We start from the raw sequence: 20,619 nt of genomic DNA on the forward strand, positions 1-20,619 counted from the left end.
CGCTCACAGCTTGCCCGACCTCCGCTCCAGGAACAGCAGCCACGCCAGGTACACGCCGCCGCCCACGCCAGTGATCACGCCGACCGGCAGGATGCCCGTACCGGACACGCGCTGCGCCGACCAGTCGGCGAGGGTGACCAGGACGGCGCCCATCCAGGCGGCGGGCAGGACGTTGGGGCCGGGGGAGCGGGTGAGGCGGCGGGCCAGCTGGGGCGCGGCGAGCGCGACGAAGGGGATCGGTCCGGCGGCGGCGACGGCGAGCGCCGTCAGGCCGGTGCCGGTGGCGAGGAGGGCCAGGCGGCTGCGTTCGGGGGCGACGCCGAGGGCGGCCGCCGTGTCGTCGCCCATCTCCAGCAGGGACAGCCGCCGGGCCAGCGCCAGGACGGCGGGTGCCAGGGCGACGACCCCGAGTGCGGCCACGCTCACGTCGGGCCAGCCGCGGCCGTTGAGGCTGCCGATCATCCAGGTGGCGGCTTCGGCGGCCTTGCCGATGTCGGCCCGTACGTACAGGTAGCTGGTGAGCGAGCCGAGGACCGCCGAGCCGCCGATGCCGACGAGCACCAGGCGGTAGCCGTGCACACCGCGCCGCCAGGCCAGCAGGTAGACGGCGGCGGCGGTGGCCAGACCGCCGGCCACCGCGCCGAGGGCGATCTGCGCGGTCCCGGCCTCCAGCAGGATGACGGAGACGAGCGCGCCGGCCGAAGCGCCGCTGCCGAAGCCGATGACGTCGGGGCTGCCGAGCGGGTTGCGGGCCAGCGACTGGAAGACCGCGCCGCTCATGCCCATCGCGAAGCCGGCCAGCAGCCCGTCCAGCACCCGGGGCAGCCGCAGGTCGACCACGACGAAGTCCGCGCCGGGCGGCCCGTCCCCGAAGAGGGTGGCGACGACTTCGGCGGGGCTGAGGCGGTAGCTGCCCATGCCGAGCGACAGGACGGCCACCAGGATGCCGGTCAGCGCCAGTGCCGCGCAGACCAGCAGGGCGCGCCGGCCCAGCCGCAGGGACAGTCCGCCGCGGGTGCGCAGGACGGTGGGGCGGGGCGCCGTGCGGCGCGCGGGGGAGGTGCGTACGGCGGTCACAGCTGGGCCACCTTCCGGCGGCGGACGAGGTGGATGAAGAGCAGGCCGCCGAAGAACGCGGTGACGACCCCGACCTCGATCTCGGACGGCGGTACCAGCACCCGGCCGATGATGTCCGACCCCAGGAGCAGGACCGGCGCGAAGACGGCGCAGTACGGGAACAGCCACCGGTTGTCGGGGCCGCAGAACGCCCGTACGGCGTGCGGGATCATCAGCCCGATGAAGCCGATCGGCCCGCACACGGCGGTCGCGGCGCCGGACAGCAGGGTGATGGCGACGATGGACAGCACCCGGGTGCGGCCCAGCCGGGCGCCGAGGGAGCGGGCGGTGTCCTCGCCCAGGGCGACCGCGTTCAGCGGGCGGGCCACCGCCATGGCGAGGACGGCGCCGGCCAGCAGGAACGGCAGCGCGGTCAGCAGCAGGTCGCCGCGGCGGCCGGTGAGGGTGCCGATCGACCAGTGCCGCATGGTCTCCAGGGCGCCCAGGTCCGTCAGTTGCAGGCCGTTGACGTAGCCGAAGAGGGCGGCGTTGACGGCGGTGCCCGCCAGGGCCAGCCGTACGGGGGTGGCCGCCCGGCTGCCGCCGAGGGCGTTGACCAGGACGGCCGCCACCCCGGCGCCGGCCAGCGCGAACCACAGGTAGCCGGTGAAGGAGGTGATGCCCAGCACGCTGATCGCGGTGACCACGGCGGCCGAGGCGCCCGCGTTGACGCCGAGGAGGCCGGGGTCGGCCAGCGGGTTGCGGGTGAGGGACTGCATCACGGCACCGGCCAGGCCGAGGGCGGCGCCCGCCGCGACACCCAGTGCGGTACGGGGCAGCCGCAGCTCGCGCACGATCCGGTCGTCGGCGGTGCCGGTCGACCCGAACAGACCGTGCCACACCTGGTCGAGGGGGATGGCCTTGGCGCCCACGGCGATGCTCACCAGGACGACGACGGCCAGCAGCGCCAAACCCAGCAGCAGCCCGCCGGCCCGCATCACGCGGCGCCCGGCGGGCGGTGCGGGCTTGGCTTCCGGGGCGGGTGCGACGGCGGTCGCCGTAGTCGTCACGCCGCGCTGCCTTCCCGAGCGGCGGCGCGGTCAGCGGTCCGGTCAGTGGCCCGATCAACGGCCCGCTCAGCAGTCCGCTCGATACCCCCAGCAGCGCCCCGATCGGCGCCCCGGACAGCCGCCCGATGCCGTACGCACTCCTCGTACGACGGCAGCAGCCCCCGCCGCTCGGCCTCCTCCAGGGTGGGCGCGGCGGCGTCCTTGGCGGACAGCAGCGGGGTGACCCCGGCGGGCCAGTCGATGCCCAGGGCCGGGTCCAGCGGGTGGACGCCGTGTTCGCGCCGCGGCTGGTAGCCGGTGGAGCAGAGGTAGACCACGGTGGCGTCGTCGGACAGGGCCATGAAGGCGTGGCCGAGCCCTTCGGAGAGGTAGACCGCGCTCAGCCCGTCCTCGTCCAGCGGTACGGCCTCCCACGCGCGGTAGGTGGGGGAGCCGGTCCGCAGGTCCACCACCACGTCCAGGACGGCACCGCGTACACAGGTGACGTACTTGGCCTGGCCGGGCGGCACCTCGCTGAAGTGCACGCCGCGCAGCACGCCGCGGCGGGAGACGGAGCAGTTGGCCTGCGCCAGTATCGGGGCGCGCCCGGTGGCGCCGGTGAACTCCGGCTGGGTGAACCATTCGTGGAAGGAACCCCGGTCGTCCCGGTGGACGAGCGGTTCGCGTACCCAGGCTCCTTCGATGCTCAGCGGGCGCATGAGACGGCTCCTTCCAGTGCGGCGGTCACCCGGGTGTACTCGGCGGCGAGTGCGTCGCGCCAGTGCCGGGGTGCGGGCAGCCCGGCGGCGGCCCAGCGGTCGTGGCCCAGCACGCTCCAGGCGGGGCGGCGGGCGGGCCGGTCCAGGGTGGTGCTGTCGGTGGGCCGGACGTGGTCCGGGTCGGCGCCGGCCAGCCGGAAGACTTCGCGGGCCAGTCCGTACCAGGTGGTCGTGCCGCGGGTGGTGGCGTGGAAGACGCCGGGGCGGGCGGGCCCGCGCCCGAGGGCGAGCAGCTGGCCGGCGACGTCGCGGGCCGGAGTGGGCTGGCCGGTCTGGTCGTCGACGACGTCCACGGTGGCGCCACGCGTGGCGCGTTCGGCCATGGTGCGCACGAAGTTGCGGCCGTGGGCGCCGTAGAGCCAGGCGGTGCGGACGACGGTGCCGGTGTGCGGCAGTTCGGCCAGGACGGCCTGTTCACCGGCGAGCTTGCTGCGGCCGTAGGCGGTACGGGGCCCGGTCGGCGCGCCTTCGGTGTACGGGGTGGTGGCGTCACCCGAGAAGACGTAGTCGGTGGACACGTGCAGCAGCCGGGCGCCGGTTCCGGCGCAGGCGCGGGCCAGGCCGCGCACCGCGTCGGCGTTGACGCGGTGCGCCTGCTCCTCGTCGGACTCGGCGCCGTCCACGTCCGTGTAAGCGGCGCAGTTGACGACCACGGCCGGGCGGACGCGGCGCAGCGCGGACTCCACGGCGCGGGGGTCGGTGAGGTCCAGGGTCCGGCGGTCCAGGGGGAGCGCGCAGACGCCCTCGGCGGCCAGCAGACGGGACACCTCGCGGCCGAGCATCCCGCTCGCGCCGGTGATCAGCCAGCGGTTCACCGGGCGGCACCCCCGAGGGCCGGTGCGGCGCCGTCGGCGGCCGGGGTGCCGGTGGCCGGTGCGGCGGTACGGCCGTCGGCCGGGGGCGCCCACCGTCCGGGTCGGTCGCGGTACCAGGCGACGGTCTCGGCGAGCCCGTCGTCGAAGGAGTGCCGCGGTACGTAGCCGAGTTCGGTACGGATCTTCGTCCAGTCCACGGAGTAGCGCCGGTCGTGGCCCTTGCGGTCGGTGACGTGGTCGACCCGGTCCCAGTCGGCGCCGCAGGCGGCGAGGAGGCGTTCGGTGAGGTCCTTGTTGGTGAGTTCGGTGCCGCCGCCGATGTTGTAGACCTCGCCGGGCCGGCCGCCCTCCAGGACCAGGCGCAGGGCCCGGCAGTGGTCGTCGACGTGCAGCCAGTCGCGGACGTTGAGCCCGTCGCCGTACAGCGGGACGCGTCCGCCGGACAGCAGGCGGCTGACGAACAGCGGGACGACCTTCTCGGGGTGCTGGTACGGCCCGTAGTTGTTGGAGCAGCGGGTCACCGACACGTCCAGGCCGTGGGTGCGGTGGTGGGCCAGGGCGAGCAGGTCGGAGCCGGCCTTGCTGGCGGAGTAGGGCGAGTTGGGCGCCAGGGGCTCGTCCTCGGTCCAGGAGCCTTCCGCGATCGAGCCGTACACCTCGTCGGTGGAGACGTGCACGAAGCGGGCGATGCGGTGGCGTACCGCGGACTCCAGGAGGACCTGGGTGCCCAGGACGTTGGTGGACGCGAAGTCGGTGCCGCCCGCGATGGAGCGGTCCACGTGCGACTCGGCGGCGAAGTGCACCACCGCGTCGTGGTCGGCCAGCAGGTCGTCCACCAGCGGCTGGTCGCGGATGTCGCCGTGCACGAAGGTGTACCGGGGGTCGCTCGCGACGGGCCGGAGGTTGGCGCGGTCCCCCGCGTAGGTCAGGGCGTCCAGCACGGTGACGACGTGCGGCCCGGTGCTCTCGCCGGGGCCTTCGGGGGTGAGCAGGGTACGGACGAAGTGGGAGCCGATGAAGCCGGCTCCGCCGGTGACGAGGATTCTCAAGGCGTCAGTCCAGGGAGGAAGGGGTGCGGTCGGGCGAAGGACGCGGTCAGGGCGCTATCTGCACCTGGCTGTGGTCGCCGAGGACCAGGCGGTGCGCGCGGGGCGCGCGGGCGGCGCCGCTCATACGGACCATGCGCCCGATGAGCGAGCCCTCGATCCGTCCGGCGTTCTCGATGCGGGAGTCGCCCAGCACGATGGAGAACTCCACCTCGCTGCCGCTGATCAGGCAGCCGTCGGCGACGGAGGTGGAGGGGCCGATGTAGGAGTCGCGGACGACGCTGCCCGCGCCGATGACGGCCGGTCCCACGATCCGGGACCGTACGACGCTGGCCCCGGCCTCGATACGGACCCGGCCCACCAGTTCGCTGGCGTCGTCCACGTCGCCGAGGACGGCGGGCGGCAGGCCCTCCAGCACGGTGCGGTTGACCTCCAGCATGTCGGTGGCGTTGCCGGTGTCCTTCCAGTAGCCGGAGATGACGGTGGACTGGACGGTGCGTCCGGCGTCGACCAGCCACTGGAGCGCGTCGGTGATCTCCAGTTCGCCGCGCGCGGAGGGCTCGATGGCCCGTACGGCGTCGTGCACGCCCGGCGTGAAGAGGTAGACGCCGACCAGCGCGAGGTCGCTGCGCGGGTCGCTCGGCTTCTCCTCCAGGCGCACGACGCGCCCTTCGGGGCTGAGTTCGGCGACACCGAAGGAGCTGGGGTCGGGGACCTTGGTGAGCAGGATGCGGGCGTCGGGGCGGGTCTCCCGGAACTCGTCGACGAGTTCGGCGATGCCGCCGACGACGAAATTGTCGCCCAGGTACATCACGAAGTCGTCGTCGCCGAGCCATTCGCGGGCGATCAGGACGGCGTGCGCCAGGCCGAGGGGCTGTTCCTGGGGGAGGTAGGTGACACGGGCGCCGAAGCGCGAGCCGTCGCCCACGGCCGTACGGATCTCCGCGGCGGTGTCCCCGACGATGATGCCGATGTCGGTGACGCCCGCCGCGACCAGGGATTCGATGCCGTAGAAGAGCACCGGCTTGTTGGCGACGGGGACGAGCTGCTTGGCGGCGGTGTGGGTGATGGGCCGCAGCCTGCTGCCGGTGCCTCCGGAGAGGACAAGTGCCTTCATGAGCGGGTCATCCTTGGGTGAGGGGGGCGGGTTCGGCGGCGGTCGGGGTGTGGTGGTGCCACAGCCGGGCGTACGGGCCGTCGGCGTCGAGGAGCTGCTGGTGGGAGCCCTGCTCGGCGATCCGCCCGGCGTCCAGGACGACGATTCGGTCGGCCCGCGCGGCGGTGGCCAGGCGGTGCGCGACCAGGACGGTGGTGCGGCCGTCGGCCAGCCGGTCCCCGGCGTCCAGCACGGTGCGTTCGGTGGCCGGGTCGAGGGCGGCGGTGGCCTCGTCCAGAAGCAGCAGGCCGGGGTCGACGAGGTGGGCGCGGGCCAGGGCGACGAGCTGGCGCTGGCCCGCGGACAGGCGCTGGCCGCGTTCGCCGACGGGCTGGCGGAATCCGTACGGCTGGGCGGCGACCGCGGGCAGCGCGCCGACGGCGCGCACGGCCGCCTCGACCTCCTGGTCGGTGGCGTCGGGCCGTCCGTAGCGGACGTTGTCGGCGATGTCGCCGGTGAACAGGTGGGCTTCCTGGGGGACGACGCCCAGCAGCCGCCGGTACCCGGGCGGGTCGTAGGCGCGCACGTCCACGCCGTCCACCAGCACCTTTCCCTCGGTCGCGTCGTGGAAGCGGGCGAGCAGCTTGACGACGGTGGACTTGCCGGCGCCGGTCGTGCCGACGAGCGCGACCGTCTCGCCGGGCTCGATGCGCAGGCTGACCCGGTCCAGCGACGGCTGCTCGGTGCCTGGGTAGCGGAGGGTGACGTCGCGCAGTTCGATCGGGCCGCGCAGCCGGTCCGGTACGGGCGCGGGGTCGGCGGCGGGCCGTACGGACGGCTCGACGCGCAGCAGCTGCATCGTGCGGCGCAGGCCGACGGACGCCTGCTGGTAGCTGTCGAAGGCGAGCGAGAGCTGCTGGATCGGCGAGAAGAACATGCCGAGGAAGAGGGTGAAGGCGACCAGCACGCCGGGGCTGAGGCCGCCGTCCGCGACCCGGTAGGCGCCGGACAGCAGGACGGTGGCCTTGGCGAGTTCGGCGGTGAGGTTGACGCACGGGAAGTACACGGCGGCGTAGCGCTGGGCGCGCAGCCGGGCGGCGCGGTAACTCTCCGAGAGCTTGCCGAACGCCTCGGCGGTCGTACCCTCGCGGCTCTGGGACTGGGCGACGCGCAGGCCCGAAACGTTCTCCTGGAGACTGGAGTTGACCTCGCCGACCCGCTTGCGCGCATCGGTGTACGCGGCGGAGGACAGCCGCCAGAAGACGGCGGTGGCGACGGCGATCAGAGGCACGAGGGCGAGCGCGGTCAGGGCCAGCGGCAGATCGACGGCGAGCATCGCGATCACGGCGCCGCACAGCGTGGCCAGCGCGGCGACCGAGGTCAGCAGGTGTGTCTGGAGGAAGGCGGAGAGCGCGTCGATGTCGTTGACCATGGCGGTCATGATCTGGCCGCCGCGTTCGCGTTCGTAGAAGTCCAGGCCGAGCCGCTGGAGGTGGGCGAAGGTTTTCACCCGTAGCCCGTACAGCACCCGTTCCCCGGCGCGCCGGGTGATGCGTGCCTGGAGGGTGAGCACGCCCCAGGCGAGGACGACGACGAGCAGGGCGGTCAGGACGGTCCTGGCGAGCGCGCCGCCGTCGCCCGCGCCGACCCCGGCGTCCAGACCGTGCCGGACGAGGAGGGGCAGCGCGAGGGAGGCGAGGGAGTCGGCGGCGACGAGCAGCAGGCCGAGCAGCAGGGCGGCGCGTACGGGGGCGAGCAGCCGCCGGAAGCGCGCGTCGGGGTCGGGGGCGCGCAGCCGGGCTTCGTCCAGGCGCGGGTCCTCGGCGGTCTCCTCGGCCGTGCTCCGGTCCGCTTCGGCGGGGGGCTCGGGCCAGAGGTCGGGGGTGACGCCCCGGTCGGTGGTGTGCGGGTCGGCGGTGACGCGTACGTCGAGGGAGTCGCCGGGCCCGGCCAGGAGTTCGCGGAACAGCGCGCAGCGCTCGGTCAGTTCCTCCTGGGTGCCGGTGTCCACCACCCGGCCCTCGTCGAGGACGGCGATGCGGTCGGCGAGCTGGAGGGTGGAGCGGCGGTGCGCGATCAGCAGGGTCGTACGGTCTCCGGTGACGGCGCTCAGCGTGCGGTGGATGGCCGCTTCGGTGGCCGCGTCCACGGCGGAGGTCGCGTCGTCCAGGACGAGCACGCGCGGGTCGGCCAGCAAGGCGCGGGCCAGCACCACGCGCTGCCGCTGCCCGCCGGAGAGCGTCAGTCCGCGTTCGCCGACCTCGGTGGCGTAGCCGTCCGGCAGCGCGGCGATGAACCCGTGCGCCTCGGCGGCCTCGGCGGCGGCCCTGACCTGCTCGTCCGTGGCGTCCGGACGCCCGTAGGCGATGTTGTCACGGACCGAGCAGGAGAACAGGAAGGGTTCTTCGAAGACCACGCCGATGGTGGCGCGGAGGTCGGCGAGCGACATGTCGCGGACGTCGGGGGCCGCACCGGGCGGGCCGACGTGCACGGAGCCGGCCTGCGGGTCGTAGAAGCGGGGGAGCAGCAGCGCGACGGTGGACTTCCCGGAGCCCGACGGGCCGACCAGGGCGACCGTCTCGCCGGGCCGTACGGTCAGGGACGCGCCGTCGAGCACCGGGTCGCTGGGCGCGTACCCGAAGCGGACGTCGCGCAGTTCCAGGCCGACCGGACCGGCGGGCAGGGCCACCGGATCGGCCGGGTCGGTGATCTCGGGCCGGGCGTCGATGAGTTCGTTGACGCGTTCGGCGGCGGCGCGCGCCTGCTGGGCGGTGACCAGGAAGCTGGCGAACAGCCTGGCGGGTCCGGCCAGCAGCGCCATGTAGGCGGCGAAGGCGAGGAAGGTGCCTAGCCCGATGGTGCCGCGCAGCGCCAGCCAGCCGCCGAGGGCGAGTACGCCGACCTGGCCGAGCGCGGGCAGCGCCGCGAGGGTGGCGGTGGCGCCCGCCTGGATGCGTGCCACGCGCATGCGCCGTCCGAACAGGCCGCGGGCGGCGCGCGCCAGCCGGTCGGTCTCGCGGTCCTCCTGGCCGAAGCCCTTGACCACCCGTACGCCGGTGACGGCCTCCTCGACCTGCTCGGCGACCTGGGCGGCGCCTGCCTGGGCCGCGCGGGTGGCGGGGACGAGCCGGGCGCGGCTGCGGGCGGCGGCCCACGCGGTGAGGGGCACCACGGTCAGCGCGACCAGGGCGAGCGGGGCGCACAGCCACAGCATCGCGCCGACGGCGACGAGGAAGAGGGCCGAGGTGCCGAGCGGGATCGGCAGCATCCCGAGCATGATCTGCACCTGGGTCAGGTCGCTGTTGGCGCGGGAGACCACCTGGCCGGTGCGGAGCGCGTCCTGTTTGACGCCGTCCAGGCGTTGCAGGGAGTCGAACACCTGGGTGCGCAGCCGGTGCTGGACGCCGAGGGCGAGTTTTCCGGCGGCGTAGCGGCGGGTGAACTCGGCGCCGAACTGGACGAGCGCGAGGCCCGCCAGCGCGGCGGCGAGCCAGCCGATGCGGCCGGTGTGACCTGCGACGGCGTCGTCGACGCCGAGCCGGGCCAGCAGCGGCCCGACCGCTTCAAGTCCCGTGCCGAACACGGAACTCACGGCGACCGCGAGGAGGAGTCGGGGATGGTGCCGGCACGCGGCACCGAGCCTGCGTATCCAGCCGGGGGACGTTGTTGACCTGCTGAGCACGTGGTTAGCTTAGGCTTGCCTAAGTGCCTGGTCGTCACTCGGGGTGTGTGACCTGGCACACATGTACGCATGTCCCACCCGTTTCAGCCGTCCCGCCGTACCACCCGTGACCCGAAAGCGTCTTGACGGACCGTCGGGAAAGAAAGCAGGTAGTTCGATGCGTGTCCTGTTCGCCGGGCCTCCCTTCTTCGGGCTGCTCTACCCGATGGTCCCGCTGGCCCAGGCGTTCCGCGCCGCGGGCCACGACGTCCTCGTCGCCACCTGCGGACGGGCCGTCGGCCACACCGTCTCCGCCGGACTGCCGGCCGTCGACTGCGCGCCCGGCATCGACCCCGACGCCCTTTACACGGCCATGGAGAAGGGCCGCCAGGGCAAGCCTCCGGCCCCGGGCGAGCAGCGCACCGCACCCAAGGGCAAGGGCTTCTCCTTCTTCAGCGAGGAGATGGCGGACACCATGGTCGACGTCGCCCGCCACTGGCGGCCCGACCTCGTCGTGCACACCCCCAACGGCGTCGTCGGCCAGCTCGTGGCCGCCGCGCTCGGCATTCCCTCGGTCGTGCACGCGGTCGGATTCGGCCACACCGGACGGCACGTCGCGATGATGAACGACGCCCTCGCCGACGGGTACGCCCGCCACGGCCTCACCGGCCCAGGACCGGTCGCCGCCTGGCTCGACGTCACCCCGCCCGCCATGAGCGTCACCGCCGAACCGCACCGCCGCTACCTGCGCCACGTCCCGTACAACGGCGGCGGCGCGCTCCCGCACTGGCTCTTCGAGGACCGCAAGCGCCCCCGGATCGCGGTCACTCTGGGCACGGTCCGGCCGGTCGTGGACGGTGTCTCGCCCGTCGAGTGGGTCGTGGACGCCGCCCGCGTCACCGACGCCGAGTTCGTCCTCGCCCTCGGCGGCGCCGACCTGTCCGCGCTCGGCACGCTCCCCGACAACGTCCGCCCCGTGGAGTGGACGCCCCTGGGCGCGCTGCTCGCGGGCAGCGACGCCACCATCCACCACGGCGGCGCGGGCACCACCCTGACCGCCCTGGACGCCGGCCTGCCGCAGCTCGTCCTCGGCGAGGGTGCCGACCGTCCGGCCAACGCGGCGGCGGTCCGGAGGCGCGGCTGCGGGCTGGTGCCGGAGGACCCGGCCGCCCTCGCGGGACCCGACCGCCCCGGGCGCGAACTGGTCCGCCGGCTCCTGGAGGACGAAGCGCTGGCCACCGCCGCCCGCGAGACGGCCGAGGAGATGGCCGTCATGCCCAGCCCCGCCGACGCCGTGCCCCGGCTCGTCGAACTGGCCCTCTCCCAAGGAGTGAACAGATGACCCACGCGGACGGCACCACAGCGGTCGGCGCCCGCACCGCCACCGCCCTGGCAGCTCCCGTCGGGCCGCCCCGCACCCCCCGGCCCCACCCGGCCGAGACCACGGACAGCCCGCGGGTGCGGCGCCTGGCCGCCGAACGGGCCGCGGCCGGCTCGGCGGAGGCGCGCGCCGCGGTGCTGGACCGGTTCTGGGACGAGGTGAAGGCCTGCGGCACGCCGCTGGTCGAACCGCTCGACGCCGACCCCGACCACCGAGGCGTCACTTTCCTGTGGCGCGGCGACACCGCGACCCGCCAGGTGCTGCTGATGGTCAACCGGCTGATGGACCGCTCCGACCTGCCCGCCGGCCTGATGCGCCACCTGCCCGGTACGGACGTGTGGCACCTGACCTACCGCCTGCGAGGCGATCACCGCGGTTCGTACCGCATCGCCCCCGACACGGAGGGCCGGGCGCCGGACGACCTCGGCGCGCTGGCCGCCACCGGTGTAGGCGACCCTCTCAACCCCCGCACGATCGCCACCCGCTGGCACGGCCCGCCCGGCTCCGTCTTCGAACTCCCGCACGCCCCGGCCCACCCGTGGACCCACCCCACGGGACCCGGCGCCCCGCGCGGCACGGTACGGCGCCACCAGGTGGCCAGCGCCGCGCTCGGCGCGGAACGCGAGGTGTGGGTGTACGAGCCGCCGGTGCCCGCCACGGGCCCCGGCGGGCGCACCGACACCCTCGTCCTGCTCGACGGCGACATGTGGTTCGGCCAGCTGCACCTGGAGGACGCGCTCGACGGCCTCGTCGCCGACGGCGCGATCCCGCCGCTGACCGTGCTCGCGCCGCACGCCGTCGACAACGCCACCCGCGCCAGGGAACTCGGCGGCCACCCCGAGTACGCCGCCTTCCTCGCCGAGGAGCTGCTGCCCTGGGCCGCCGGCCGGCTGCCGGCCGGCACGGACCCGGCGCGTACGGTCGTCGCCGGGCAGAGCCTGGGCGGACTCACCGCCCTGTACGCGGGCCACACAGCGCCGCATCGTTTCGGCAACGTCCTGGCCCAGTCCCCCTCCATGTGGTGGCGGCCCCCGGGCGAACCGGCCGAGGAGACCGCCTGGATCACCCGCCGTTACGCCGAAGGCGCACCGCGCGGCTTGCGGCTGCACCTGGATGTCGGGCTGCACGAGTGGGGCATGCTCGAACAGACCCGTGACCTGCGCCGGACGCTCCGCGCCGGCGGCCACACCGTCACCGGCACCGACTTCAACGGCGGTCACGACTACGCCTGTTGGTCCGTCGGCCTGGCCCAGGGCCTGATCACCCTGCTCGGCCCCGGCACGCCACCCGGCCAACGGGACACCACCGCGCCCCCGGCCACCGGCACCCGCTGACCTTCCCCGTACCTTTCCGCACCCCCGAGGAGCACCTCCGATGCGTTACCGCCGACCCGCCGCCCTGCTCACCGTCGCCCTGGCCGGCGCCCTGACCCTCACCGGCTGCGGGGACGGCGACTCCGGCGGCAAGGACGGCGCCGATGCCAAGGCGGCCGGTTCCGGCACCCGTACCGTCACCGACGCCAACGGCAAGAAGGTGGACGTACCCGCCGCCCCGAAGAAGGTGGTCACGCTCAGCGAGCCCACCCTCGACGCCGCCCTCGCCCTCGGTGCCCACCCTGTCGGTGCCACCAGCGGCCGCGGCCAGAACGGCGTGGCCGGCTATCTCGCGCCGAAGGCGAAGGACGCGCAGATCGTCGCCAACGTCGCCGAGCCCGACCTGGACAAGCTCGCCGCCCTGCGCCCCGACCTGATCCTGCTCGACGAGACGGTGGGCGCCAAGCGCGTCCAGGACAAGCTCGGCCGGATCGCGCCCACCGTGCTCACCGCCAAGCTCAACGCCCCCTGGCGGGACGCCTTCACCGCGACCGCCGACGCCCTCGGCAAGAAGGCCGACGGCCAGAAGTGGCTGGACACCTTCGACGCGCGCCTGAAGACCGTGAAGAACGAGCTGGGGGACAACGCCGGGGCCGTCACCAGCGTCATCCGCTGGCAGAACGGCGCGCCCTCGGTCGTCGGCAAGGGCAAGGGCCACGTCGGCGACACCCTCACCGCGCTCGGCCTGAAGCGGCCCCAGGGCCAGCAGGGCGAGAGCTCGGGACACAGCGAGCCGGTGAGCCTGGAGCGTCTGGAGACCATCGACGGCGACTGGCTGTTCCTCGGCGCGCTCGGTGACAAGGCCGCGGGGGAGAAGGGGCTGAAGGAGGCCACGGCCGTACCGAACTTCGGCAAGCTCAAGGCCGTCGAGAAGCGCCATGTCGTGGTGATCGACGGTTCGGCGTGGAACAGCTCGGGCGGTCCGCTCGCCGCGGAGGCGGTCCTGACGGACGTCGAGAAGGCCCTCGCCAAGAAGAGCTGAGGGGACGGCCGTACGGGCGGGCGGCGGGGACGCGACGGGGACGCGACGGGCGGTACCCCTTAGCGGGGCGCGACGGGTATCCCTAAAGGGACGGCTACGGACGTCCTTGAGGGACGGGCTACGGGCGTCCCCTCAGGGCGCGGCTACGGACGCTCCTCAGCTGTCCGCCCGCGGCCTCTCCAGTGTCCCCGCGACGTTCACGAAGCCCTCCTTCGCCGCCACGAGCTGCCCTTCCCGTACGGCCTGGTAGGTCACCAGCGCGTTCACCGTGCGCGGGAAGTCCTGCACCGCGAGCATGTCCTCGGAGCGCCAGCGCAGCTTCGGCGTCAGGCCGCCGGTGTCCACGGCCTCTTCGCCGCGGTCCAGCGCCTGCTGCACGGTGTGGGCCGTGATGTCCTGGACACCCTGCTTCCCCAGCCGCTCGACGACCGCGCGCAGCACCGTGTAGGCGATCCACGTCGTCTGGACGCCAGGGTCGGCCGGGTCAATGCGGTTGTCGCCGAAAGCGTGGTCGTTGATGACCTTGCGCATCGGGTTCCAGCGCGGATCGCTCGCGACCGGGTACCAGCCCGTGAGGTACGCCCCCTCCAGCGGCCCGGCCCGGCCACCCGTACGGTCCACCAGCGCCTGGCCGGCGCTGCCCAGCACCGAGGCGATCCGCACCTTGGAACCGTCGGGCTGGAGCCGGCGGAAGGAGTCGAAGAACGTGTCGGTGCGCTCGCCGAGCGTGGCCGTCACACAGCCGCTGGCCCCCTTGGTGCCGCCCGCCGGGCCCGTTCCGCCCGAGGCGGCGTCCACGCCGTCCAGGGCGCGCCGCGCCGCGTCGGCGTAGTCGGTGCCGTCCTCGGGCGCGCGGACGTCCTTCGCGGCGGCGCGGCTGCCGTCGGCCAGGCCCGCGCTGAGCAGGGCCGGCATCTGGTCGCCCTGGATGGTGTCCGGGCGCACCAGCGAGACCCGGTCGCAGACGCTCGCCAGCTGGCGCCCGTTGCCCGCCAGGAGGGCCGCCTGGCCGCCGTTGACCGGATACGACAGCGGACTGGCGAACTCCTCGTCGGAGACGCCGTAGCCGCCGAGGTAGGGGATGCCGTTCCGCTCCAGGGGCGAGATGAACGAGCGGCCGAACTGGCTGTACGAGCCGACGACCGCGACCGCCTTGACGTCGACCGCGCGCTGCGCGCAGCGCGCGGCGGCGACCGAGTCGTTGTGCTCGTTGCAGGTGACGACCTTCAGCGGGTGGCCGTCGAGGCCGCCCCGGGAGTTGACCCAGCGGGCGTACGCCTCGGCCATGGCGGGCATGCCCGGCATGTTGGTCGCCTTGGTGTCCACCGGCGCCCAGGTCATGACCGTGAGCGGCTCCTTCTCCCCGGAGCCTTCCGGGGCGCCGGGGAGGGAGCCGCAGGCCGAGAGCAGTGACGCCAGGACCGCCGTGCAGGCCGTCGCGGCGGTGGCTGCCGCGAGGACGCGGGGGAAGGGGCGGGGGGAGGAGGGGCGTCGCCGTCCGGTCATGTGCACGGAGCATTCCGCTTCGCCCGGAACGCGTGAGTGACGCCGGTGCAACGAGCGGTGACAGCGGGGTGAACTCCGGGGGGCCGCCGGTGATCATCGGCGGAGAACGTACGATCGAATACTGTGCAAGGTTCGGAGAAGTCTTCCCGTCGCGGCCGTCGCTCGACCACCATGGGCGCCATGCCGCTGACCGACATGCCGTGGTGGCGCTGGCGCAGCAATGTGCGCTCCGCGCTGCACATGCTTTCCGACCCCGTCTTCCAGCGGGAGACCTGGCTGGCCGGTCTCCCGGGCTACGGGGACGTCACCGACGCCGTCTACCGGCTCGTCGAGGACACCTGGCTGGACAACTGGTCCGCCGAGAAGTACGTCGGCACGATCTTCCGCGACTCCCAGGAGGCGTCCCTGGTCGACGTCGCCGTCCTGCGGGTGCTGCGCATCATGCACCAGGTCGGCCCGGACGCCCCGGTGACCGCCTACCTGGAGCACCACGGCTGGCCGGAGGCGGTACGGGCCGCGCGCGACGCACACGTACGGATGGCGACGGCGGACGGCGAGGACCCGGACGTGGCGCCGCACTCGCTCGAAGTCCTGGCGATCATGACGCGGGGCCAGGGCGCCGGCGTCTGAGGTCGCCGGTCCCGGTCCGGGCGCGCGGGCGCGGGACGGACCACGGCCGGGAATGTGCGACCCTATGAGGTCATGAGCGACTCGCAGCCCAGTAGCCCCGACCAGTACGTCCTCACCCTCTCCTGCCCGGACAAGCAGGGCATCGTGCACGCGGTGTCCAGCTACCTGTTCATGACCGGTTGCAACATCGAGGACAGTCAGCAGTTCGGGGATCACGACACCGGGCTCTTCTTCATGCGGGTCCACTTCAGCGCGGACGCCACGGTCAGCGTGGAGAAGCTGCGCGCCAGCTTCGCCGCGGTCGGCGACTCCTTCCAGATGGACTGGCAGATCCACCGCGCCGACGAGAAGATGCGCATCGTGCTGATGGTGTCCAAGTTCGGGCACTGCCTCAACGACCTGCTCTTCCGCTCCCGGATCGGCGCGCTGCCGGTCGAGATCGCGGCCGTGGTCTCCAACCACACCGACTTCGCCGAGCTGGCCGGCTCCTACGGCATCCCCTTCCACCACATCCCGGTGACGAAGGACACCAAGGCGGCCGCCGAGGCGCGGCTGCTGGAGCTGGTGCGCGAGGAGAACGTCGAGCTGGTCGTACTGGCCCGCTACATGCAGGTGCTCTCCGACGACCTCTGCAAGGCGCTGTCCGGGCGGATCATCAACATCCACCACTCCTTCCTGCCGAGCTTCAAGGGCGCCAAGCCCTACCACCAGGCGCACGCGCGCGGTGTGAAGCTCATCGGGGCCACCGCGCACTACGTGACGGCGGACCTCGACGAGGGCCCGATCATCGAGCAGGAGGTCGAGCGCGTCGGCCACGGCGTCACCCCGGACCAGCTCGTGGCGGTCGGCCGGGACGTGGAGTGCCGGGCCCTGGCGCGCGCCGTGCAGTGGCACAGCGAGCGCCGCGTCCTGCTCAACGGCTCGCGCACGGTCGTCTTCGCGTAACGAGCGGCCGCTGCCCGTGCCCCCGGCGGGGCACGGGCACGCTCACGCTCAGAGCCGGGAGAGCGACGCCGTGGCGAACAGGACGTCGCGGATCGCCTCCGGCTCGCCGTGCTGTCCGGCGGCCGTCTCCTCCGGAGGGACGTGCCCGGCCGCGAGCTGGCAGAACTCCATGCTGTCCAGCGCGATGTGCGCGACCGTACGGTCCGGTGTGCCGACCGCTCCCGGCGAGTCCAGGGGTATGTACCAGTGCCCGCCGCCGCAGCCCTCGACCTCCAGGTGCAGCGTACGGCCGGGCGCGCCCGCCTCGACCAGGTGCTGCGGCGGCGGTGCCAGCCCGGCCCGGCGCCGGGAGGCCAGCGCGCGGGGCAGCAGCCGGGCCGCCAGATCGACCATGAGGTGCAGATGCCCGGCGGCCGGGGCCTCGTACGGATAGTCCACCGCCTCGGCGATGTCGCCCGCGTGCACCCAGAACTCGAAGGCGCGGTCCAGGAAGGCGTCGCGCAGCGGCAGCCGGGCGCCGCCCCCGTACGGCACGGCCAGTTCGGTGACGCCGTGGCCGGCGAAGGAGACCGTCCGGATCAGGGTGTGGCTCTGGTCGCGCCACGGCATGCGGGTGGCGTGCGGGGCGCGGCCGTCCGCGATCGCCTGCCAGCAGGCCTCCGTACGGTCGTCGGGCCCGGCCGGTCCGTGCGGGGCGGCGGCGCCCAGCGGGTCGCCGAGGCCGAGCGCGGTGGCGACCAGGCCGTCCACCGCCATCAGATGCCCGATGACCCCGGCCACGGTGGTGCGCCGCTCGGCGGCCCGCTCGTCCTCGAACCAGCGCAGCCGCACCGGAGCCTGCCACTCCGCCTCGCCCATGTCGCTGAGCAGCGCGTCCAGCTTGGCCGTCTCGGCGTCGTACGGAGCCGCCCACTCCGGAACCGGGATACGGGCCGGACGCCGCCCCAGGCAGCCCTCCAGTACCCGCGAGCGCAGCAGTGGGTCGAGGTCCAGCGGGTCGGCCGGATGCAGCAGGCCGACCGCGTCCCGCAGGCGAAGCGCCTCGTCCGCGCAGGGCGCGCAGTCCGTGAGGTGGTCCTCCACGGCGGCCGTCTCCTCGGCGGAACAGGCGGCCAGGGCCCAGGCGCCCAGCAGGGACTTCAGGACCCGGTGGGGAGGCGGCGCGGGCGCGGGGGCGGGGGTGCTCCCGGCGTTCGCGGGGGCGGTCGCCGGTTCCGGTGCCGACGGTTCCGGTTTCGCTTCCGGTTCCGACGGTTCCGGTTCCGGTTCCGATTCCGGCGTCGGCGGTTCCGAGGGGGACGGTTCCGCCGCGGGCGGGGTCGCGTCGGGCAGCGGTCCGTCGTCCTCGGCCGCGGTGCGCGGGGACGGTATACGGGGCGGGCCGCCGGAGCGGGACGCGCCGCCGGTGCCCGGCCCGTGCGGCACACCGGGGTCGTGCGGGTCCTTCGGGGCGCGCCGGGCGGCCGGGTCGTGCGGATCGTCCGCGTCGCGCCGGTCGTTCGGGGCGGCCGGGTCGTGCGGATCGTCCGGGTCGCGCCGGTCCCACTCCTCCGGGCCGTTCACGGCTGCCGTCCGGGTCCGGGGCCGCTCGGCGGGGACTCCGCCGGCCGCGCGGGCGGCAGGGCCTGGTGGTTGTGCGCGGTGGACAGCAGCTGCAGGCCCAGCCGCAGCCGCCGCCGGGCCTCGTCCTCGGTGACGCCGAGGTCGGCGGCGGTCTGGCGGTAGTCACGGCGCTGGAAGTAGGCCAGCTCCAGGGCGGCGCGCAGCGGGGCGGGCATGGACGTGACGATGTAGTCGGCGCGGGCGGCGGTGGAGGCGGCGCGGATCTGGCGTTCCAGCTCGGCGGGCTCGGGGGCGTCCTCGCCGCGGTCCCGGGCCGAGGCGGCCCCGGCCTGCCGGAGCCGGTGCACGGACTGGCGGTGGGCGAGCTGGGCCACCCAGGAGCGCAGCGACCCCTGCTTGGGGTCGTAGGAGTCGGGGTTCTCCCAGATGTAGCCGAAGACCTCACGGGTGATGCGGTCGGCGGCGGTCTCGCTGCCGAGGACCCGGCGGGCAAGGCTGTGCACAAGCGAAGCGAACCGGTCGTACAGCTCGCCGAGCGCGGCCGCCTCGCCGCGCGCCAGCCGCTGCTGCATCCGCCTGTCCCAGCGCGGTGGTGCGTCATGTCCCATCCGGCCCCCATCCCTCGCCGCCGCCGTGCCCCGCGGTCCCGCACTCCACCGTGCCATCGAATGTAGTGGTCCGGTCCGACATTGTTGCCCCTTTGCGGCAAACCCGCCCTGCCGGTGGTCCACGGATGGTATGGAGACGGTCACTTTTGGTGGTATTGCCCGCTCACAGTGGATCGAAGCGCAACCGTTCACGTCCGTATCTGCCGATGTGTTACCCGTGTGTGACCGGTTCCGGGGGAAAGTTCCCCGCTCACTGGGCATAGCCTTGGAGAGGAACGGCCCGTTGCGCACAGAATTCTGAAGAGTTTCAGGGGAGAACGGCCGGGCAGTCGAGGCGGGAAGGGCGCATTCCGGTGGGTATCGGGAAGTGTCCCGTCCGCAAGCGAGCGAAAGGCTTCGAGCGCGTGTCGTTGAAGGTGGCAGAAGGCGAGCAGGGCCGCTGGGCCGTGTTGCAGGTCTCCGGCGAGATGGACCTGGTCACGTCGCCGGCGGTGCGCCAGCACGTGCACGACGCGGTCGCGGAGGGCCGTCGCAGCGTGGTGCTCGACCTCTCGGAGGTCCAGTTCTGCGACTCCAGCGGCGTGGGTGTACTGATCGCCGCCCGCCGGTTGATGCGGTCCTGCCAGGGGCGGCTGCGGCTGATCCTGCCCGCGCAGGGCGCGGTGGACGGCTCGCACGTCAACCGGGTGCTCGCGGCGCTCGGCGTGCGCCGTCTCTTCGAGGTCTACCCGGACCTGGACACGGCGGTCGACGAGGCGGCGGCCCCGCTGTCCGCGTAACTCCGCGAGGCCCGCCGGGGGCGGGGCGCCTGACGGCGGGACCCGCCGATCGCCCATGGCGCAGAGTTACGCATGAATTACCCAGCGTGATGAAAAGTGGATCGGGAACCGCCTTTCCTCCTCCTGATCAATTCAACTCGCCATAAACATGGTGAAATCCTCACCCCGCATCCTCACCCCGCATCCTCTCCCCACGCCTCTTCCCGAGCCCTCACCCCTCACCCCGCATCCCGGGGGAATTCCGCCCGCACGAGAAATCCCCCGTCCGCCGTGTGCCCGGCCTCCAGCAGCCCGCCCAGGCTCTGGGCGCGCTCGCGCAGGCCGACCAGGCCGTGGCCCCCGCCCGGCAGCGCCGGGGCCGGCGCGGAGGCGTCCGGCGGCCCGTTGCGCACCTCCACCCGCAGTCCTTGCGGGGTCACCGGCTCCCCGTCGCGGGCGTCCGGCTCCGCCCCCACCGCCGCGACCCGCACCCGTACCCGCGCGCCCGGCGCGTGCTTGCGTACGTTGGTCAGCGCCTCCTGGACGGTACGGAAGGCCGCCCGTTCCACGGCCTTGGCCCCGGCCGCCCCGTCCGGCACCTCGTGCTCGTACACGACGTCCAGGGCGCTCATCTCGATCAGCCGCGGCAGTTCGGCCAGATCCGGCTGCGGTGCCGGTTCCCGCGCGTCCGCGCTGCCGCCGCCGGCCGCCCGCAGGATGCCGACCATGTGCCGCAGCTCCTCCAGGGTCCGTACGGACAGCTCGCGGATCGTCCGGGCCGACTCCCGTACGGCGTCCTCCCCGGCGCTCACCTGCACTGCCCCGGCCTGGAGGCTGATCAGGCTCACCTGGTGCGCGACCACGTCGTGCATCTCGCGGGCCAGCCGCGCCCGCTCGGTGGCCAGCACCCGGTCCGCGTTCAGCCGGTCCTCGCGGCGCAGGCTGCGGGTCAGGTCGTCCACTCGGGCGGCGAGTTCGCGGCGGGTGCGCACCAGCAGGCCCAGCGCGATGGGCGCGGCCGAGGTCACCGTCGCGTCGATCAGCACCTGGATGTTCTCGCGGTACGCGCCCGGGTCCAGGTCGGAGAGCGGGTACGGGAGGCAGTGCGCGGCGATCAGCAGCGCGGCGCAGACGCCGAGCCGGGCGCGGCCGGGGCGCAGCGCGGCGAGGGTGTAGAGGGCGATCATCGGCGCGAACCAGATGTAGCCGATGTAGAGGCCGGGGAGGGTGCCGAGGAAGACGGCGAGCGGCAGCCGGCGCCGCAGCAGCAGCGCGGCGGCGGCGACCAGGGAGACGCCCAACTCCAGGCCCAGGTCCAGACCGTTGACGAGGAACGCGTCCACCATGGACAGCAGCATCGGCACGGCCAGG

General features: G+C 74.0%; 17 protein-coding genes. 6 read left to right on the top strand and 11 right to left on the bottom strand.

Translation table 11 applies throughout. From position 1 onward, the window contains the following. Positions 1-3: 3 nt before the first annotated feature. From JXZ78_RS14090 to JXZ78_RS14120, 7 genes are all read right to left on the bottom strand, one after another. Complete coding sequence (locus tag JXZ78_RS14090) at positions 4-1,077, bottom strand: FecCD family ABC transporter permease (RefSeq protein ID WP_030019898.1); 1,074 nt, start codon at positions 1,075-1,077, stop codon at positions 4-6. Continuing rightward, positions 1,074-2,054, bottom strand: coding sequence for a FecCD family ABC transporter permease (locus JXZ78_RS14095; RefSeq protein ID WP_078624216.1), 981 nt, complete (start codon positions 2,052-2,054; stop codon positions 1,074-1,076). Before JXZ78_RS14095 ends, JXZ78_RS14090 begins: the two co-directional genes overlap by 4 nt. A gap of 68 nt (positions 2,055-2,122) precedes the next feature. Further along, positions 2,123-2,824 (bottom strand): dTDP-4-dehydrorhamnose 3,5-epimerase family protein, encoded by a 702-nt coding sequence (locus tag JXZ78_RS14100; protein WP_238783096.1) that lies wholly within the window; start codon positions 2,822-2,824, stop codon positions 2,123-2,125. After that, positions 2,812-3,699 (bottom strand): dTDP-4-dehydrorhamnose reductase, encoded by an 888-nt coding sequence (rfbD, locus tag JXZ78_RS14105; protein WP_030019895.1) that lies wholly within the window; start codon positions 3,697-3,699, stop codon positions 2,812-2,814. Before rfbD ends, JXZ78_RS14100 begins: the two co-directional genes overlap by 13 nt. Next, the gene (rfbB, locus tag JXZ78_RS14110) at positions 3,696-4,748 is read right to left on the bottom strand and encodes a dTDP-glucose 4,6-dehydratase (protein WP_078624215.1); all 1,053 of its coding nucleotides are present in this window, start codon (positions 4,746-4,748) and stop codon (positions 3,696-3,698) included. The genes rfbD and rfbB overlap by 4 nt, the downstream gene beginning before the upstream one ends. A gap of 46 nt (positions 4,749-4,794) precedes the next feature. Continuing rightward, positions 4,795-5,862, bottom strand: a complete 1,068-nt coding sequence (locus tag JXZ78_RS14115) for a glucose-1-phosphate thymidylyltransferase (protein ID WP_030019893.1) — start codon at positions 5,860-5,862, stop codon at positions 4,795-4,797. 7 nt (positions 5,863-5,869) lie between these two features. Beyond that, the gene (locus JXZ78_RS14120; RefSeq protein ID WP_050502420.1) at positions 5,870-9,523 is read right to left on the bottom strand and encodes an ABC transporter ATP-binding protein; all 3,654 of its coding nucleotides are present in this window, start codon (positions 9,521-9,523) and stop codon (positions 5,870-5,872) included. A 157-nt stretch (positions 9,524-9,680) separates the two neighbouring features. Between JXZ78_RS14120 and JXZ78_RS14125 the strand changes: the two genes are divergently transcribed. The 3 genes from JXZ78_RS14125 to JXZ78_RS14135 are packed head-to-tail and all read left to right on the top strand — an operon-like array spanning position 9,681 to position 13,238. Further along, positions 9,681-10,844 (top strand): nucleotide disphospho-sugar-binding domain-containing protein, encoded by a 1,164-nt coding sequence (locus JXZ78_RS14125; protein WP_030019891.1) that lies wholly within the window; start codon positions 9,681-9,683, stop codon positions 10,842-10,844. After that, positions 10,841-12,217 (top strand): enterochelin esterase, encoded by a 1,377-nt coding sequence (fes, locus tag JXZ78_RS14130; RefSeq protein ID WP_050502419.1) that lies wholly within the window; start codon positions 10,841-10,843, stop codon positions 12,215-12,217. Before JXZ78_RS14125 ends, fes begins: the two co-directional genes overlap by 4 nt. Before the next feature lie 40 nt (positions 12,218-12,257). Further along, positions 12,258-13,238: an ABC transporter substrate-binding protein gene (locus JXZ78_RS14135; protein WP_030019889.1), complete on the top strand. Its 981-nt coding sequence runs from the start codon at positions 12,258-12,260 to the stop codon at positions 13,236-13,238. Positions 13,239-13,394: 156 nt separating this feature from the next. Here the strand turns inward: JXZ78_RS14135 and JXZ78_RS14140 are convergent, their stop codons facing one another. Continuing rightward, a complete protein-coding gene (locus JXZ78_RS14140) occupies positions 13,395-14,744 on the bottom strand; it encodes an ABC transporter substrate-binding protein (protein WP_030019888.1) in 1,350 nt (449 codons plus the stop codon). Between the two features lie 180 nt (positions 14,745-14,924). Between JXZ78_RS14140 and JXZ78_RS14145 the strand changes: the two genes are divergently transcribed. Beyond that, positions 14,925-15,374: an SCO4402 family protein gene (locus tag JXZ78_RS14145; RefSeq protein WP_238783097.1), complete on the top strand. Its 450-nt coding sequence runs from the start codon at positions 14,925-14,927 to the stop codon at positions 15,372-15,374. Between the two features lie 72 nt (positions 15,375-15,446). Next, complete coding sequence (gene purU / locus JXZ78_RS14150) at positions 15,447-16,319, top strand: formyltetrahydrofolate deformylase (protein ID WP_030019886.1); 873 nt, start codon at positions 15,447-15,449, stop codon at positions 16,317-16,319. Between the two features lie 48 nt (positions 16,320-16,367). Here purU and JXZ78_RS14155 read toward each other — a convergent pair whose 3' ends face one another. Both JXZ78_RS14155 and JXZ78_RS14160 read right to left on the bottom strand, forming a co-directional pair. Further along, positions 16,368-17,882 (bottom strand): zf-HC2 domain-containing protein, encoded by a 1,515-nt coding sequence (locus tag JXZ78_RS14155; protein WP_372498422.1) that lies wholly within the window; start codon positions 17,880-17,882, stop codon positions 16,368-16,370. Then, positions 17,879-18,490: a sigma-70 family RNA polymerase sigma factor gene (locus JXZ78_RS14160; RefSeq protein ID WP_030019884.1), complete on the bottom strand. Its 612-nt coding sequence runs from the start codon at positions 18,488-18,490 to the stop codon at positions 17,879-17,881. Before JXZ78_RS14160 ends, JXZ78_RS14155 begins: the two co-directional genes overlap by 4 nt. Before the next feature lie 404 nt (positions 18,491-18,894). Between JXZ78_RS14160 and JXZ78_RS14165 the strand changes: the two genes are divergently transcribed. Next, the gene (locus tag JXZ78_RS14165) at positions 18,895-19,269 is read left to right on the top strand and encodes an STAS domain-containing protein (protein ID WP_030019883.1); all 375 of its coding nucleotides are present in this window, start codon (positions 18,895-18,897) and stop codon (positions 19,267-19,269) included. Between the two features lie 218 nt (positions 19,270-19,487). Here the strand turns inward: JXZ78_RS14165 and JXZ78_RS14170 are convergent, their stop codons facing one another. Beyond that, entirely contained in the window at positions 19,488-20,606 is a 1,119-nt protein-coding gene (locus JXZ78_RS14170) for a sensor histidine kinase (RefSeq protein ID WP_050502423.1), read from the bottom strand. Positions 20,607-20,619 lie beyond the last annotated feature (13 nt).

It is taken from the genome of Streptomyces monomycini, assembly GCF_022271435.1.
GTDB lineage: Bacteria > Actinomycetota > Actinomycetes > Streptomycetales > Streptomycetaceae > Streptomyces > Streptomyces monomycini.

Bases quoted from the DNA above. Each gene is read 5' to 3' on its own strand.
- fes (WP_050502419.1), top strand. From the start codon at position 10,841: ATGACCCACGCGGACGGCACCACAGCGGTCGGCGCCCGCACCGCCACC.
- JXZ78_RS14170 (WP_050502423.1), bottom strand. From the start codon at position 20,606: ATGCTGCTGTCCATGGTGGACGCGTTCCTCGTCAACGGTCTGGACCTG.
- JXZ78_RS14160 (WP_030019884.1), bottom strand. From the start codon at position 18,490: ATGGGACATGACGCACCACCGCGCTGGGACAGGCGGATGCAGCAGCGG.
- JXZ78_RS14135 (WP_030019889.1), top strand. From the start codon at position 12,258: ATGCGTTACCGCCGACCCGCCGCCCTGCTCACCGTCGCCCTGGCCGGC.
- JXZ78_RS14125 (WP_030019891.1), top strand. From the start codon at position 9,681: ATGCGTGTCCTGTTCGCCGGGCCTCCCTTCTTCGGGCTGCTCTACCCG.
- JXZ78_RS14100 (WP_238783096.1), bottom strand. From the start codon at position 2,824: ATGCGCCCGCTGAGCATCGAAGGAGCCTGGGTACGCGAACCGCTCGTC.
- JXZ78_RS14145 (WP_238783097.1), top strand. From the start codon at position 14,925: ATGCCGCTGACCGACATGCCGTGGTGGCGCTGGCGCAGCAATGTGCGC.
- JXZ78_RS14140 (WP_030019888.1), bottom strand. From the start codon at position 14,744: ATGACCGGACGGCGACGCCCCTCCTCCCCCCGCCCCTTCCCCCGCGTC.
- JXZ78_RS14095 (WP_078624216.1), bottom strand. From the start codon at position 2,054: ATGCGGGCCGGCGGGCTGCTGCTGGGTTTGGCGCTGCTGGCCGTCGTC.
- JXZ78_RS14115 (WP_030019893.1), bottom strand. From the start codon at position 5,862: ATGAAGGCACTTGTCCTCTCCGGAGGCACCGGCAGCAGGCTGCGGCCC.
- purU (WP_030019886.1), top strand. From the start codon at position 15,447: ATGAGCGACTCGCAGCCCAGTAGCCCCGACCAGTACGTCCTCACCCTC.